Here is a 14,052-nt window from a genome sequence, read left to right on the forward strand (position 1 = left end):
ACCTGGTGTTGGACAACGCGTCGGGACATGAGGAGCGGACCCCCTGGTTTGTCGGACCCCTTTGGTTTGATGGTGGTATGTCTTCGCCGGCAGCCTCTTTCGCTCCTGAGGTGAGCCCGGCTGAGCGTCTCGATGTGTTGTTGGACAAGGTGGCGGAGTTGACCGGCCAGCGCAACGCGATCGACGGCCGGATCGTGGACATCGTGGCCGAGATCGACCACGACGAGCTGTGGGGCGCCACCGGCGCCCGCTCGGTGCCTTCGTTGGTGGCATGGATGACCGGTGTGTCACCCCGCAACGCCGAAATCATCGCCACCGTCGCGCAGCGGATCCAGGAATTCCCGCGCTGCGCGAAGGGCATGCGGGAGGGCCGATTCTCCCTGGATCAGGTCGGTGTCATCGCCGAACGCGCCGCCGACGGATCCGACGCGCACTACGCGGAAATGGCCGCCTACTCGACGGTCAACCAGCTGTGCAGCGCGATCAAGCTGGAACCGCGACCCGAGCCCGAGCCGCGGCCGGAACCCCGGCGGTCGATCAGCAAGACCGCCGACGAGCAGTCCGCCACCTGGCGGATCACCCTGCCGCACGACGAGGCCGCAACGTTCGACGCCGCGCTCGACTCGCATCGCGACGCGCTGATCACCGACTGGAAACGCGACCACACCGACGCAGACCCAGACGCAGACGGTGTCGCGGCGCAGGCACCGCCGAAACCCAACACCGCCGATGCGTTCATGAGCCTGATCGAAACCGGGTGGGACGGCGACGTCGCCCGCCGACCGCACGCACAGCACACCACCGTGGTCGTGCACGTCGACCTCCAGAGCCGCGTGGCCGCACTGCATCTAGGCCCGCTGTTATCCGATGACGACCGCCGCTACCTGACCTGTGATGCCACCTGCGAAGTCTGGTTCGAACGCGACGGCCGGGTCATCGGCTCCGGACGGGCGACCCGCACCGTCAACCGAAGGCTGCGCCGTGTTCTCGAGCACCGCGACCGCTGCTGTGTGGTGCCCGGGTGCGGGGCGACCCGCGGTCTGCACGCTCATCACCTCCGGCATTGGGAGGACGGCGGGCTCACCGAGTTGGACAACCTCGTCTTGGCCTGTCCGTATCACCACCGGGCCCATCATCGGGGTGTCATGACCATCACCGGCCCCGCCCAGCACCTCGTCGTCACCGACCAAGAAGGCAAACCGATGAAGGCCGGATCGCTGGCCCGACCCCCGACTAGGCCCCCGCCCGCGGTCAAACCCTGTCGGGGACCGACCGGCGAACGCGCCCAATGGTGGTGGTACCAACCATTCCAACCCCAACCACCACCAACACCGAACTAGACGGCGATGATCGCCCATCCGTGTGGGGCGACGTCCACCCGGTCCACCGCCGCCTCGACCGGCGCGCCCGAGCCCGCGACGATGCGCCCGCTGCCGATTCCGAACTCCGACAACGACATCTGTAGCGGCGCGTCGTCGACATTGAGCGCAACCACTAGCGCGTCCTCACCGGCCTGGGTCCGGTACACGTACTGCCGGTTGGTCAGGTGCAACGCTGACGTGCGCGCCTCGTGCAGCCACGGATTGCGTCGCCGCAACCCGATCAGATGCTGGTGCAGCCGGAACACGTCCTGGCCAAGGGGTTCGGCGTCGTCTGGACGCGGAGCGAACTCGGGCCGCACGGCGTCATCCCCGCCGAACCGCTCCTCCTTGACGCCGCGGTAGGCCCACTCGTCACCTGCGTACACGCTTGGCACGCCGCCGGTGGTCAGCAGCAAGACGAGGGCGTGGTCGACGTGCCGGGTGTCGTCGAGCTTGCTGGCGACGCGGGTCACGTCGTGGTTGCCGACGAACGTCATCGGCGCAAACGCGTCAAGGAACTCGTCGTGCCTGCGCAGCGCATGGTCGAGCTCGTGGAAGTTGCCGTCGTTGAGGCTGCTCCACGTGGCCTTCCACAGCTCGTACTGCGTGACGGAGTCGAACGTCGAGGCAGCGACGATGGCCGGATAGTCGCCGTGGATCACCTCGCCGACGAACCAGGCGTCGGGGAACGACTCGCGGACACGCGGCAGCACCTTCGCCCAGAACTGGTCCGGCACCGCGTACGCGGCGTCCAGCCGCCAGCCGTCGGCGCCGCGCCGCAGCCAATGCGACATCACGTCGACGACGTAGTCGACGACATCGGGGTTGTCGTGGTTCAACGTGATGAGACCGTCGTGCCCCTCGAATGTCTGGAAACCCTTGCCGCGCTTACGGAACCACGCAGTGTCACCACCGGCGAGTGCCTCCTGGTAGCGGGGGAACTCGGCGCCGACGTGGTTGAACACCCCGTCGAGCAGGACGCGAAGGCCGCGACTGCGGGCCTCGGAGACCAGCCGTTCGAAGTCGGCATCGTCACCGAGTCGCGGATCGATCAGGTAGTGGTCGGTGGTGTCGTAGCCGTGCGTCGACGAGGCGAACAGCGGGCCAAGCGCGACACCCGAGGCGCCGAGTACGACGGCGTGATCGAACCAGTCGGTGACGCGGTCCAACCGGTGCTCATCGGCAACGGGTGCCGGGTCGGCGGGGAAGGCGCCGACGAAGCCCAACGGGTAGACCTGCCACCAGATGGCGTGCTGGACCCACGCCGGGCTCACGGCCGGAACTTCGCTTCGTAGAGCGCCTTCATCGCCTCGGCGAGTTCTGGCGCGGGCCCGTCCACCTCGATGCCAGGCGCAACCGCCGTAATCGGTAGCGGGGCAACGGGTGACGGCGCGGTTCCCCATTCGGACCGCCAGCCGGTCAGCTGTTTCGTCGACGTTGCGTACACGATGCGGCCCAGTCCCACCCAGGCGTGAGCGGCGGAGCACATCGGGCAATGCTCGCCCGAGGTGTAGACCGTGGCGCTAACCCGTTCGGCGGGAGTGAGATTCGACGTGGCCCAGCGCGCGATCTCGACCTCGGGATGCCGGGTGGCGTCACCGTCCTTGACCCGATTGCGGTCCTCGAATCTGACGTCGCCGTCGGCGTCGACCAGCAAAGAGCCGAACGGTTCGTCGCCCGCATCCAGTGCCGACCGCGCGAGTTCCACGCAGCGACGGAGATGCCTGAGGTCCTCGTCGTTGATCGCCACAGCGCGGAGTCTACGCAGCGACCTCGGCGCGACGGCGGCGCGTCAAGGGGTAGCAGGCCAGTCCGAGAAGCAGCGCGCTGAAGTGGCCGAGTTGGGTGAAGTCGCGCTTTACCGCCAACGACGTGGCGAAGACCAGGATCGCCGCAGCGAGATAGACCCAGCGCCACGGCGGCGCGATGCGGTACACCAGCACCCCGACGATGCCGACGACGAAGTAGCTCACGCCGATGTCGCGCGCGTCGATCAGCCGCGGCGAGGCCTCGGCTTCCTGAATCGTCCAGTACAGGTAGCCCTCGCTGAGATACGTTGCGCAGATGTGGCAAATCAGGCCAACGGCCAGCCAGCGGAGATGGCCCAGCCACCGCTCGGCCGGCGCCAGGAACACCGTGAACACCACCAGATACGGCCACCAGTAGCGACCGTCGATCCACAGCAGGCTCTCGAGCAGCACCCGAATCGGGTCCGTCGTCAGGTGGTGCAGGTTGGTGGATTCCTTCTGCAGCAGCGAGTGAAGTCGCCGCAAGGGCAGCGCGTGCTGCAGGAGCGTGGTGACCATCAGCACCACCAACCAGGCATACGTCAGGGGAGCGCTGCGCACCCACGCCCAGACCTGACTCCACGCCTCCTTCACGATCACAGACGATAGAGGCCGCAGGACCCCGATGATTCCGACACGCGCGGCGAGTCCTACTCGGTGGGTGATCCAATCGAGGAGGTGGTGGCGTGAGTTCGCAGAAGGCGATGGTGCGGCGGTACACCGAAGGGATCCGGTCCGGTGACCTGGCGCAGATGGTGTCCTGCCTGACCGAGGACGTGGTGTGGGCAGCGGTCCCACTCCGCAGCTGTACCTGGACCGGCTGATCGAGGAGGGGGACACCGTGGCGGTGGTGAGCAGGCTCGACACCTTCCACGTCTGGCTTGGCGAGGTGCCCGCCGCATGACGGCTCTGGACTTCGACCGCCACCGGGCCGAGATCACCACGCAGGCAGCGTTGTTGGCCGGTCATCTCGACGGCGCCGACGTGACGGTACCGGTCCCGTCCTGCCCTGGCTGGAACGTGTCGCAGCTGTGCCGCCACGTCGACGGGGGCCTGCGCTGGGCCACCGAGATCGTCGCCACCCGCGCGGCCGAACCACCGCCGCAAGAGGCGCTGCGCGACCTGTCCGACGCCACCCACGACGACGCCGCGCAGATCGCCGTGGCCCTGCGCGAGGCGGCCGCGGCCCTGTCCGCCACGCTGCACGGTGCGGGACCTGCCGCCCAGATGTGGTGCCCGGTGCCGGGTGGCGGCGCGGCGTTCTATGCGCGCCGGTTCGCCAACGAGACCGCGATCCATCGCGCCGACGCCGCGCTCGCGATGGGGATTCCCTTCGACCTCGACGCCGCCGTCGCGTGCGACGGCGTCGAGGAATGGCTCGAATTGGGCAGCCTGCCGTTCCACTTCGACGTACACCCGTGGATGCGTGAACTGCTCGGGCCGGGCCGGCTCATCGGCCTGCGCGCAACCGACACCGGCGACCGCTGGGTGCTCGACCTGACCGGCAACGCGATCAGCTGGCGACGCGGCGACGACCCCGCGGCCGCCGAGCTCTGCGGCCCGGTCATCGACCTATTGCTGGTGCTCTACCGGCGAGTGCAGGTCACCGACGTCGAAGTCACCGGCGACGCCGGCCTGGTCGACTTCTGGCTGGAGCGGGTCGGCTTTGGGTGAGGTGGACATCCTGCAGGAATGCAGTGACTCTCGCCGGGCGAGCTCGTAGCGTGTGGGGATGTCCAAGCACCCCATGTGGCAGCCGACCGGTGCCGACGCCGTCGTCCGCTACCAGATCACGGATCTTGACCAAGCGATCGAGTTCTACACCACCCAGCTCGGGTTCGGGCTCGTCCAGCGCGCCGGGCCGGTCGCGACGGTATCGTGTGGGCCTCTGCACCTCCTGCTGAGCGGGCCGCAGAGTTCGGGCTCGCGACCGATGCCGGACGGCCGTCGCCAGGAGCCTGGCGGCTGGAACCGGATCGTGCTCTACGTCGACGACCTCGAGGCGTTGGTCGGCCGCCTGCGCGGCATTGGCACTACGTTTCGAAACGACGTCGAAGTCGGCCCCGGCGGTAAGCAGATCCAGATCCTCGATCCCGACGGCAATCCCATCGAGATTCACGAAGCGCCCGCATAGCGCCCACGATCAACCGCAGCAGCCGTCATCGGCCGCCCCCAGCCGGCACGCGCACGACGCCTGGATCGGCACGTCCGCGCGAGCCCTCGCGAGCTCGAGTTGTTGCCCGATGATCGCCGCTTCGTCGTTGCGGCCCAACCGTTTCAGACATTCGTGGTAGCCGTGCAGGCTCCACACGTTGCCAGGATGTTGGCACGGCCGGCTCAACGTGGGGTCAAGGCCGAGGTCCGCGGCGTACACCGCGGCGGCCTCTTCGACGTGCCCCTGTTCGAGTAGCAGCGCGCCGTAGGCGTGCCGGGTCGGCTGCATCCACCCCCACGGTTCGTCGTAAGGCAACGAATCGTCGAGTTCGATCGCCTGGCGCAGCGTGGCGAAGGCATCGTCGAATCGGCCTTCCCGGTAAGCGATCTCACCGTCGAGCATTTGCGCGGCGATCGCCAGGATGTCGCGCGCCGTGTTGTTGAACAGATACCGCGTGTCCGGAATGCGTGCGTAGGCCGTGGCGAAGGCCTCGAGTTCGGCGTGCGCCTCGGCGAGTTGCCCCTTGACGGCATGTGCCACGCCACGGCCGTAGTGGATGGTGGCGGCCGTGGTGCAGTACAGCTCGACGTCGTCGGGCAGCGGTTCGGCGATCAGCTCGTCCCACCGGCCGAACCGCACCAGCACGTGAATCCGCAACGGCACGAACGCTTCCAGCCAGTCCGCCATGGGCGGGGATTCGATGGCCAGCAGGGCAGGGGTCAGCTGTCCGGCGAGGTCGTCGGCCGCCTGCAGCGCCACCTGCGACTGACCCTCGAACATCGCGGAGTAGACCACGAAGTGGAGGTTGTGCGCGCGGTACAGCGAGTAGAAGTTCAGCGGCCCCTCACGGTCGACGAAGCGCTGATCGACTTGCGCCGCAGCCAGATTCGACACCACCGAGCTGCGGTAGTCACCGCACAACACGTCGATGTGGCTGGGCATGTGCACCAGATGGCCCGCATCGGGCACCAGGTTTCGCAGCAGATCCGCAGCAGGCAGCGCATCCTGCGGGGTGGCCGACATCTCCATGGTGTGCAGATACAGATGCAGGATCATCGGGTGCTCGCGACCCGCCGGCGTGGCCAGTGCGTCGTCGAGGATGCGCTTGGCCTCGACCACCCGCGACCCCGGCGCCGGCTCACCCGTGGTGATGTCCCACAGTGCCCATGCCGTCACGTTGACGACCGCGTCGGCGGCCAGCGCCTTGACGTCGACGTCGTCGGGATGGGCCTTGGCCAGTACCACCATGGCGTCGGCGTAGTCGGCGTGACCGGCGTTCAGCCGGTCGGCGTCCGTGGCGTCATCGGTGGGGAAGCGGAGCGACAATGCGTCGATCAGGCCGCGTTCGAGGACCGACGCGCGCCCGTTGGCGGCCAGCCCGAGTTCCATCCGGGCCCTCGCCAGCGAGGCGGCCAGGTCGACGGGGTCGAAGGCATCCCATGCCTTGTTGTAGTTCGGGCCGATCGCGTAGGCCACGCCCCAGCGCGCGATGGCGAGGTCCGGGTCGAGTGCCAGCGCCCGCTCGAAACAGCGGAGGGACTCCTCGTGGTTGAAGGCGTACGCCCAGACCATCCCGCGGTCGAACCACACCTGCGCCTGCGGCGACGGCGTCTCAATCGGCCGGTGATAGGAGCCCAGGTCGTAGTACTGCTCGGTCTCGTCCAGACCTGCGGACGCGGTAGCGGTCATGACTGGCACGATAACTAGTCCAGGCCTTCTGGGCGAGAACTGCGATCATCGCGAGTGCACAGCCGGCCGCACCCCAAATCGCCAGCGTGACAATCGGTGTGAGAGCACCATTTCCACCGAAGTACTCGACGCTGCGCAGCAACGCGACGCCCGATCCCTGCGGCACGATCGCATTGAGCGTGGTGTAGAAGCCGGACAGCAGCGGCTTGCCGACCGGGCCGGCTGCCGCGGCGTTGCCGACGATCACCAGAAACATCGTCACACCCATCGATGCGATGGTGCCGAAAGCGGCGGCGACGCCGGTCACCGCACCACTCACGGCCATCGCATACAGCCACAGCGCGCCGAAGATCTGCCAGGTGTGGCTGGTGAGCGCCCCGAGCACGCCGTCGACGTAGATGGTGACGCCGCCGGCCAGCAGCGCCGAGTACGCGGCCAGGCTCAGGGTGCGCAGCGCCAAGGTCGATGCCCGCCGCACGCTGCCCATCATGCGGCCGAACAGCGCGGCGCCCACGGTTGCGCCGATGGACAGGAAGATCACGGCGTAGAACTCGACGGTGCCCTGTGGGTCGGCCGGTGACGTGGGGGCGACGTCTTCTACGGCGGGCGTCAGGCCCGCCTTGGCCGCGATGCCGCGTCCGACTGCTTCCGCGGCGTTGGCGACACTGCGCCCGCCGCCGCCCGCGATGTAGACCTTGAGGCCCCCGGTCGGTTCGACGACGAAGGCGGCGTCGGTCTTGCGGTCGTAGACCTGCTCGCGCGCACCCGCGCCGTCGTCGACCTGGGTCACGGAGAGCGTGTCCTGCCCGCGGATCGCGTCGACGATCTGCTGCGGCCCTGCCACGGCGACGTTCATGTGATGCAACGTCGGCTTGGCGAATGCGCCGGAGTAGCTGGCGATCATGGCGATGACGAAGACGGTCAGTGCCGCCATCGCCAGGACCATGTTGCGCAGGTCGGTCCGCGAGATGCGGCGGTTCGACGCGTCTTTGAGGGAGTGGTGCTTGCCCACGGTGGAGCCTTTCGTTTCTAGGGTGAGTTTCGGGTGTGTTCAGTGCGGGATTGGTTAGCGGCCGGCGTCGGCCGAGAGTCCAAGCAGTGCATCGACGGTGTCGAGGGCCGCGGCCACCCTGCGGCGTAGATCGGTTGCCTGTTCATTGGCCAACGGGGCGTCTTCCATCCAGGACCGCAGCACTTCCTGGAATCCGCCGACGAGGAAGCGGCTGACCGATTCCGGCGGGATGTCGGCGATCGCGCCGACGACCGTCATGCCCTGATTGGCGATCTCTTCGCAGGCGGGCAGGAGTTCGGCGCGGAAGGCCGCGACCACCGGCTGGGTCACCGCGCTCGGCACGACGTTGCGGTACATGGCGCGGTGTTCTTCGGCGAAGTCGAAGAGCCGCGTGATGCGCGCCCTGGCGTCGCCTTCGATGTCGGCGGTAGCCCGTGCGAACGCCACGGTGAATGCCGTCGCGACCGCGTCGTCGCGGTCGGAGAAGTGCTGATAGAAGACTTGCCTGCTGACCCCGGCACGCGCGACCAGGTCACCGACGGTGATCTCGTCGACGGGCCTTTCGTGCACCAGCGCGAACGCAGCGTCCCGCAACAGGGTGCGGACCCGCTCGGCGCGGGGATCCGAGCTGTGCGTGCGTGCGGCCATGGACACAGCGTAAGGGATTTCGTAGACAGTTGACCACGAAAGTATGGGTTAGCTATGGCACCCGTCTGACCTGGTGTGACGCCCGCCTCGCTGTCGCGCTCAGGTGCTCTGCAAGACGGCGGTCGCGACCGCGAGCCCGATGCCGATCACCGCGGGTGTCGTCTCGGCGACCGAGTCCGAGGCGCGGACGTGGCTGACGACGGCTCCGATCGCAAGCAGCGTCAGCCCGATGGCCGCGGCCAGGCCGATGGGCCGCCATGCCAGTCCGGCCAGTGCACCGGCGACGCCGGCCAACTCCAGCAGGCCGATGCCCCGCCACTGCGTTGGTGAGATGTCCAGATGGTCGCGGATCGCCAACGACTGTTGGACGCCCAACAGCTTGATCGAGCCTGCGAACAAGAACATTGCTGCCAGGCAGATCGTGACGACCACTGTGGCGACGGACATGTCACGAGGGTAGGAGGCTCACTCGACCGGGGTTGGCGAATTGCTCAGGTGCCCTGCCAGGCAGATCGTGACGACTACCGTCGGAATGGACACCAGCCGAGGGTAGGGGAGGGAGTTGGCCAATGATTCGTTGCGTTCGGTTGTGGACGGGCCAGGACGGCGCATCGCACGTCGAGATCGGCTGCCTGGACCTGAGTTCGGGGCGCAACGCCGACCTGGTGTCACCCACGATGGCCGCGGCGCACGTGACCGTCGAGGAGACTGCGGGCGGCGGTGCCTTGGCCTGGCACACGGCGCCGGTCCGGCAACTGGTGGTGACGCTGAGCGGAACGCTGCTGTTCTCCACCCGCGACGGCGAGGAGTTCACCCTGCACCCCGGCGACATCCTGCTCGCCGAGGACACCGTGGGCACGGGCCATCAGTGGCAGTTGCAGGGCGACGATCCGTGGCGACGGATGTACGTCGTGCTCGCACCCGCCACCGAGGTGCCGTTCGTCTCGAAGTGACGTCGGCCGAATGAGGGGCAGAGTGGACGTCGGGCACCTAACGTGCAGGCGTGCTGCAGATGATTCTGAACTATGCCGGCATTGCGGTGTTCGCAGCCTCGGGTGCGGTCGTCGGGGTCCGTAAGGGCTTCGACCTGTTCGGGATTGCCATGTTGGGCGTACTCACGGGCGTGGGCGGTGGCGTGCTGCGCGATGTGCTGCTCGACATCACGCCCCCGCAGTCGATCGAGGACTGGCCGAACATCACGGTGGCGCTGATCGCCGTCGCCGTCGCCACTCCGTTCGCTCGAATCGTCATCCAGATGAAGCGCGCCGTACTGGTGCTCGACGCCATCGGGATGGGGTTCTTCGCCGCCTCCGGCGCGGCCATCGCCGTCGACGCGGGTGCCAGTTGGTTCGCAGCGGGCCTGATCGGCATGCTCTCGGCCATAGTCGGCGGGATGCTACGTGACGTGCTCGCTCGCGAGGTGCCCCTGGTGATGGGTCCGGACGATCTGTACGCGATCCCAGCAATGTTGGGCGCGGCGACCTACGTTGCCATTGACTACTTCGGGCCGCAGTGGGTGGCCGTCGCGGTCGGTAGCACGCTGGCGACGCTGCTGCGGCTTGCGGCGTTGGCCTTCCATTGGCGGCTACCGACTGGCCCCCGGGAATTGATAGCACCCGAGGGCTAGGGGTCCGTAAGGCAGACGTTCGCGCTAGGGCTAATGGCCAGCGACCAGGTCTGCCTCGTCGAACGTCACCGGATCCTTGGCGCCGGGCAAGAATGAGTATGCGGCGCAGACGATTCCGAAGAAGAGATAGCCAAGCGCCACCTGGGGGCTGGCCGCCCACGCCACCTGTGGCGCGTGGATCAGCCCGATGAACGACAGGACGGCGCCGACCGCAGAGGCGATCGCCGCGTAGAGGAACTTCTTCTCGAGGATGAACGTGACCATGGTGCCGAGGATCAGGCCGACCAGCACCGCACCCTCACCGAGGGTCAGCAGCCCGTCGTACACCACGCCTGCTCCGTTGAGCGCCTCGAGACCGACCTTCGATGCCGACGTGCCCGCGGCGTTCAACGCGTTGTCGATCAGTCCGCTGGCCCATTGCGCGAGGTTCGGCAGCAGGGCCGCCACCACCGCGACCGCGTGCAGTCGCGGCACCGCCTGGAACGCTTGCGCCCCAATCAGCAAGCCGATGTACAACAGGATCGGCACGATCGCAGGCACCGGCAATAGCGCATCGAGCACGCCGAAGAGGCCGACGAAGCAGAACAATCCGATGACCACGCCGCTGGCCAGCGAGTAGCCGGCCCGACCTCCTGCGTCCTTCCAGCCGGGGTGGCCGATGTACACCGCGGGCGGGAAGGGAGACCCGAACGCCGACCCGATGCAGGCGCCGGCGCCGTCAGCGAGCAGCACGCTGCGCAGGTTGTAGTTGTCCCCGGCAGCGGCCGCGCTCTCCACGTTGCTCATCGCCTCGGTGAAGTTGTAGACGCCCAACGGTATAGCGGTGCCGAGGAGGGGTGCGAGGTGTGACAACCCGGCGAACAACATGTCCACCCGGAGGTCGGGGACGCCCAGTGCGATGTCGGAGAAAGCCTGACCGACGTCGGGTGCGGACATGTAGCCGCCGATCCAGCCGATCGCCGTGCCGACCAGCAGCGCGGCGAGTCCCACCGGAATGCCGAACGGAAGCTTCACGTCGGTGAAGAAGCCGATCAGGATGATCGCCAGCACCGGCAGCCCGATCCAGGCCGCTTCCCACATCTGCGCGGCGGGCCGCATCGAGATGAAGGTGATCGAGATGCCTGCCAGCGTGCCGAGCATCGCGGCCCGCGGCGTGAGCTTGCGAATATACGGTCCCACGAAGGCGCCGATCATCACGATGATGCCGATCATGAACGCCCACGCAAGGCCGGCCTGCCACGCCTGCATGGGATCCTTGGTGGCGAGATACACCGGCAGCATGACCACGAACACCACGATGAACATGTGCGGCACGCTCGGGCCGTACGGCAATGCCGTGACGTCCGTGCGGTTTTCGCGCCGTGCCAGCCGGCGCGCCAGGAACGTGTAGTACAGGTTGCCTAGGATCAGGGCGACGCCGAGCGCGGGCAGCACGGTACCGAGCACGTCGCTGGCCGGTACCCTGACCACGCCGATCATCAGGCCTGTCAGCGTGAGGACGTTGACCAGAATGTTGAACCCGAGACCGAAGAACGCGTTCGTGTCTCCGCGCGTCCACCATGGAATGGACAACTGCGGCTTGGATATCGGCGGATCGGCGGGGGGATTGGTGACTTCAGCCGACATGATGTCGTCCTCTCAGACCTGGGAAAGGGGAGTGGTGGTGAGTTGGTGAAGCGCCGGAATCACGGCCGCGCTGTCGGCGACCCATCCGAAGATGCCGCCCTGTGCCTTGATCATCTCCAGCCCTACGCGCTGGAATTCCGGGAAATACGAACCGACGCAATCGGATACGACGAGACACTCGTAGCCCCGGTCGTTGGCCTCCCTGGTGGTGGTGTGCACGCACACCTCGGTGGTGACGCCGGTGATCAGCAGTTGGGTGATGCCGGCGCCGACCAGTTCGTCCTGGAGTTCGGTGGCGTAGAACGCGCCCTTGCCGGGCTTGTCGATCACCAGCTCGCCGTCGATCGGTGTCAGCTCGTCGACGATGTCGTGGCCGTACTCGCCGCGGATCAGGATCCGGCCGTACTTGCCTGGGTCGCCGATGCGCTTCGACGGCGCGCCGCGTTTGAGCTTGGCAGGCGGGCAGTCGGACAGGTCGGGGCGATGCCCTTCCCGGGTGTGGATCACCATCACACCGGCATCGCGGGCCGCAGCGATCAGCGCCGCCAGCGGCGGTACCACCTTGAGGAGTTGGTCGACGTCGTTGCCAAGACTCTCGCCGAAACCGCCTGGCAGCAGGAAGTCTCGCTGCATGTCGATGACGATCAGCGCGGTCTTGCCCGCCGCCAGCGTGAAGGCGGACGGTTCGGCGGGCACGTCGATGGATGGGCTCATACGGGCTCCTCGGAGGTCGTGGGAACGGAACGCAGGACAGGGGCGGTGGCGGGGCGGCGCACCGTGCGCGGCTCGTCGAGGATCTGTGCCGCCAGTTGAAGGACGGTGTCGTCGGAGAGCGCCGCGCCGAGCAGCATCGCGCTGAACGGCCGGCCGTCTGCCGCGACACCGAGCGGAACGGCGACACCCAAGAGGTCGAGCAGGTTTCCGAAATGGGTGTAGTGACCGAGCACCGTGTTGCAGTCGATGGGCCTGGCGAGGACTTCGTCGACGGTGAAGGTGGTGCCGATGGTCGGCACCACGAACACGTCCATGCGCTGCCACAGGTGGCCAACCTCCGCCTTGAGTTCCTGCAGGCGTTGCAGCGCCGCGAAAGCGTCCACGGCCGTGTACTTCTCGCCACTGCGGAGGATGTCGCGGACCACGGGGTGGATCGACTCCGGCCGCTCGTTGAGGAAGTCGCCGAATTCGACGAGCCGTTCGGCGACCCACGGGCCCTGGTAGAGCAGCGCGCCCGCGGCCAGGAAGGGTTCGAGGGAGACGTCGACGATGGTCACTTGGCGGGCGAGGTGCTCCCGGAATCCGAGGTGCGCCTCGCGAAGCGCGGCATCGCCGAAGAACTCGAGTTCGCTCACCGGCGGCAGCCCGACCCGGATGGGTGCGCCCGCATACCGCAGACCGCCGTCGCGCGACCACGCATCGCCGTCGTCGCGGCCTGCCATCACGTCGAAGACGCGGTCGACGTCGTCGATGCAGCCGGCCATCACGCTGATGCAGTCCAAGGACTTGCACGCCGGCACCAGGCCCACGGTGCTGATCAGCCCACGCGACGGCTTGAACCCGACGACCCCGTTCAGTGCGGCGGGCACACGACCCGAGCCCGCGGTGTCGGTGGCCACGGCGAACGGCACCTGGCCGAGCGCCACGGCCAGCGCCGATCCCGAACTCGATCCGCCCGAGATCATCTCGCCGCCGTAGACGCTGCGCGGCACGGTGTGCGGCGTCCTGGTGCCGTTCAGCCCGGTGGCGAACTGATCGAGGTTGGTCTTGCCGACGTAGAGGGCGCCCGCGTCGAGCAACCGCTGCACCGCAGGTGCGGTGGCCGACGGTACGTAGGCGTAGTCCGGACACGACAGCGTCGTTGGCACGCCCTCGACGTCGATGCTGTCCTTCACCCCGAACGGCACGCCGTAGAGCGGCAGTGTCCGCGCGCCAGGACGATTCTCGATCGCGGCTGCGGCGGCGAGCAATTCGTCACGCGGCACCGTCGACAGCCAGGTCCCGTCGTCGCCACGCGCGGCGATGGCGTCGGCTACCCGAAGCGCGGTCTTGGTCGGCGAACCGGTGCCCGCGGCGTGGGAGTCGAGAATCTCGGCCACCGACGGTCCGATGGACGGTCCATGCGTTTCATAGGCCATGTCTGTCGATTGTCG

At 67.7% G+C, this 14,052-nt stretch carries 16 protein-coding genes; 6 read left to right on the forward strand and 10 right to left on the reverse strand.

What is annotated here, in order from left to right:
- The first annotated feature begins 77 nt into the window (after positions 1 to 77).
- Entirely contained in the window at positions 78 to 1,340 is a 1,263-nt protein-coding gene (locus tag HNP02_RS04380) for an HNH endonuclease signature motif containing protein (protein ID WP_184435483.1), read from the forward strand.
- Here HNP02_RS04380 and HNP02_RS04385 read toward each other — a convergent pair.
- Genes HNP02_RS04385 through HNP02_RS04395 form a run of 3 tightly spaced genes read right to left on the reverse strand, consistent with a single transcriptional unit; the run spans position 1,337 to position 3,742 of the window.
- The gene (locus HNP02_RS04385; RefSeq protein ID WP_184435485.1) at positions 1,337 to 2,635 is read right to left on the reverse strand and encodes an alpha-amylase family protein; all 1,299 of its coding nucleotides are present in this window, start codon (positions 2,633 to 2,635) and stop codon (positions 1,337 to 1,339) included. The genes HNP02_RS04380 and HNP02_RS04385 overlap by 4 nt on opposite strands.
- On the reverse strand, positions 2,632 to 3,111 hold the full coding sequence (locus HNP02_RS04390) for a nucleoside deaminase (RefSeq protein ID WP_184435487.1): 480 nt from the start codon (positions 3,109 to 3,111) through the stop codon (positions 2,632 to 2,634). Before HNP02_RS04390 ends, HNP02_RS04385 begins: the two co-directional genes overlap by 4 nt.
- Before the next feature lie 10 nt (positions 3,112 to 3,121).
- A complete protein-coding gene (locus tag HNP02_RS04395) occupies positions 3,122 to 3,742 on the reverse strand; it encodes a rhomboid-like protein (protein WP_309241410.1) in 621 nt (206 codons plus the stop codon).
- Positions 3,743 to 3,929: 187 nt separating this feature from the next.
- Here HNP02_RS04395 and HNP02_RS42480 point away from each other — a divergent pair, with 187 nt between their 5' ends.
- Genes HNP02_RS42480 through HNP02_RS04405 form a run of 3 tightly spaced genes read left to right on the forward strand, consistent with a single transcriptional unit; the run spans position 3,930 to position 5,282 of the window.
- A complete protein-coding gene (locus tag HNP02_RS42480; protein WP_255506200.1) occupies positions 3,930 to 4,052 on the forward strand; it encodes a hypothetical protein in 123 nt (40 codons plus the stop codon).
- Positions 4,049 to 4,822, forward strand: coding sequence for a maleylpyruvate isomerase family mycothiol-dependent enzyme (locus tag HNP02_RS04400; protein ID WP_184435491.1), 774 nt, complete (start codon positions 4,049 to 4,051; stop codon positions 4,820 to 4,822). The genes HNP02_RS42480 and HNP02_RS04400 overlap by 4 nt, the downstream gene beginning before the upstream one ends.
- Before the next feature lie 58 nt (positions 4,823 to 4,880).
- Positions 4,881 to 5,282 (forward strand): VOC family protein, encoded by a 402-nt coding sequence (locus HNP02_RS04405; RefSeq protein WP_184435492.1) that lies wholly within the window; start codon positions 4,881 to 4,883, stop codon positions 5,280 to 5,282.
- Positions 5,283 to 5,291: 9 nt separating this feature from the next.
- Here HNP02_RS04405 and HNP02_RS04410 read toward each other — a convergent pair whose 3' ends face one another.
- The 4 genes from HNP02_RS04410 to HNP02_RS04425 all read right to left on the reverse strand — a co-directional run bounded on the left by HNP02_RS04410 (position 5,292) and on the right by HNP02_RS04425 (position 9,099).
- Positions 5,292 to 6,992, reverse strand: coding sequence for a tetratricopeptide repeat protein (locus tag HNP02_RS04410; protein ID WP_184435494.1), 1,701 nt, complete (start codon positions 6,990 to 6,992; stop codon positions 5,292 to 5,294).
- Positions 6,916 to 8,004: a hypothetical protein gene (locus HNP02_RS04415; protein ID WP_184435496.1), complete on the reverse strand. Its 1,089-nt coding sequence runs from the start codon at positions 8,002 to 8,004 to the stop codon at positions 6,916 to 6,918. The genes HNP02_RS04410 and HNP02_RS04415 overlap by 77 nt, the downstream gene beginning before the upstream one ends.
- Positions 8,005 to 8,058: 54 nt before the next feature.
- Entirely contained in the window at positions 8,059 to 8,652 is a 594-nt protein-coding gene (locus HNP02_RS04420) for a TetR/AcrR family transcriptional regulator (protein ID WP_184435498.1), read from the reverse strand.
- A 99-nt stretch (positions 8,653 to 8,751) separates the two neighbouring features.
- On the reverse strand, positions 8,752 to 9,099 hold the full coding sequence (locus HNP02_RS04425) for a DoxX family protein (RefSeq protein ID WP_184435500.1): 348 nt from the start codon (positions 9,097 to 9,099) through the stop codon (positions 8,752 to 8,754).
- A gap of 122 nt (positions 9,100 to 9,221) precedes the next feature.
- Between HNP02_RS04425 and HNP02_RS04430 the strand changes: the two genes are divergently transcribed.
- Both HNP02_RS04430 and HNP02_RS04435 read left to right on the forward strand, forming a co-directional pair.
- The gene (locus HNP02_RS04430) at positions 9,222 to 9,605 is read left to right on the forward strand and encodes a cupin domain-containing protein (protein ID WP_184435502.1); all 384 of its coding nucleotides are present in this window, start codon (positions 9,222 to 9,224) and stop codon (positions 9,603 to 9,605) included.
- A gap of 50 nt (positions 9,606 to 9,655) precedes the next feature.
- The gene (locus tag HNP02_RS04435) at positions 9,656 to 10,279 is read left to right on the forward strand and encodes a TRIC cation channel family protein (protein ID WP_184435504.1); all 624 of its coding nucleotides are present in this window, start codon (positions 9,656 to 9,658) and stop codon (positions 10,277 to 10,279) included.
- 30 nt (positions 10,280 to 10,309) lie between these two features.
- Here the strand turns inward: HNP02_RS04435 and HNP02_RS04440 are convergent, their stop codons facing one another.
- Genes HNP02_RS04440 through HNP02_RS04450 form a run of 3 tightly spaced genes read right to left on the reverse strand, consistent with a single transcriptional unit; the run spans position 10,310 to position 14,037 of the window.
- The gene (locus HNP02_RS04440) at positions 10,310 to 11,905 is read right to left on the reverse strand and encodes a regulator (protein ID WP_184435505.1); all 1,596 of its coding nucleotides are present in this window, start codon (positions 11,903 to 11,905) and stop codon (positions 10,310 to 10,312) included.
- Between the two features lie 12 nt (positions 11,906 to 11,917).
- Positions 11,918 to 12,619, reverse strand: a complete 702-nt coding sequence (locus HNP02_RS04445) for a cysteine hydrolase family protein (RefSeq protein WP_184435507.1) — start codon at positions 12,617 to 12,619, stop codon at positions 11,918 to 11,920.
- Complete coding sequence (locus HNP02_RS04450) at positions 12,616 to 14,037, reverse strand: allophanate hydrolase (RefSeq protein WP_184435509.1); 1,422 nt, start codon at positions 14,035 to 14,037, stop codon at positions 12,616 to 12,618. Before HNP02_RS04450 ends, HNP02_RS04445 begins: the two co-directional genes overlap by 4 nt.
- Between the last annotated feature and the right edge of the window lie 15 nt (positions 14,038 to 14,052).

This window comes from Mycobacterium sp. AZCC_0083 (genome assembly GCF_014202335.1).
GTDB lineage: Bacteria > Actinomycetota > Actinomycetes > Mycobacteriales > Mycobacteriaceae > Mycobacterium.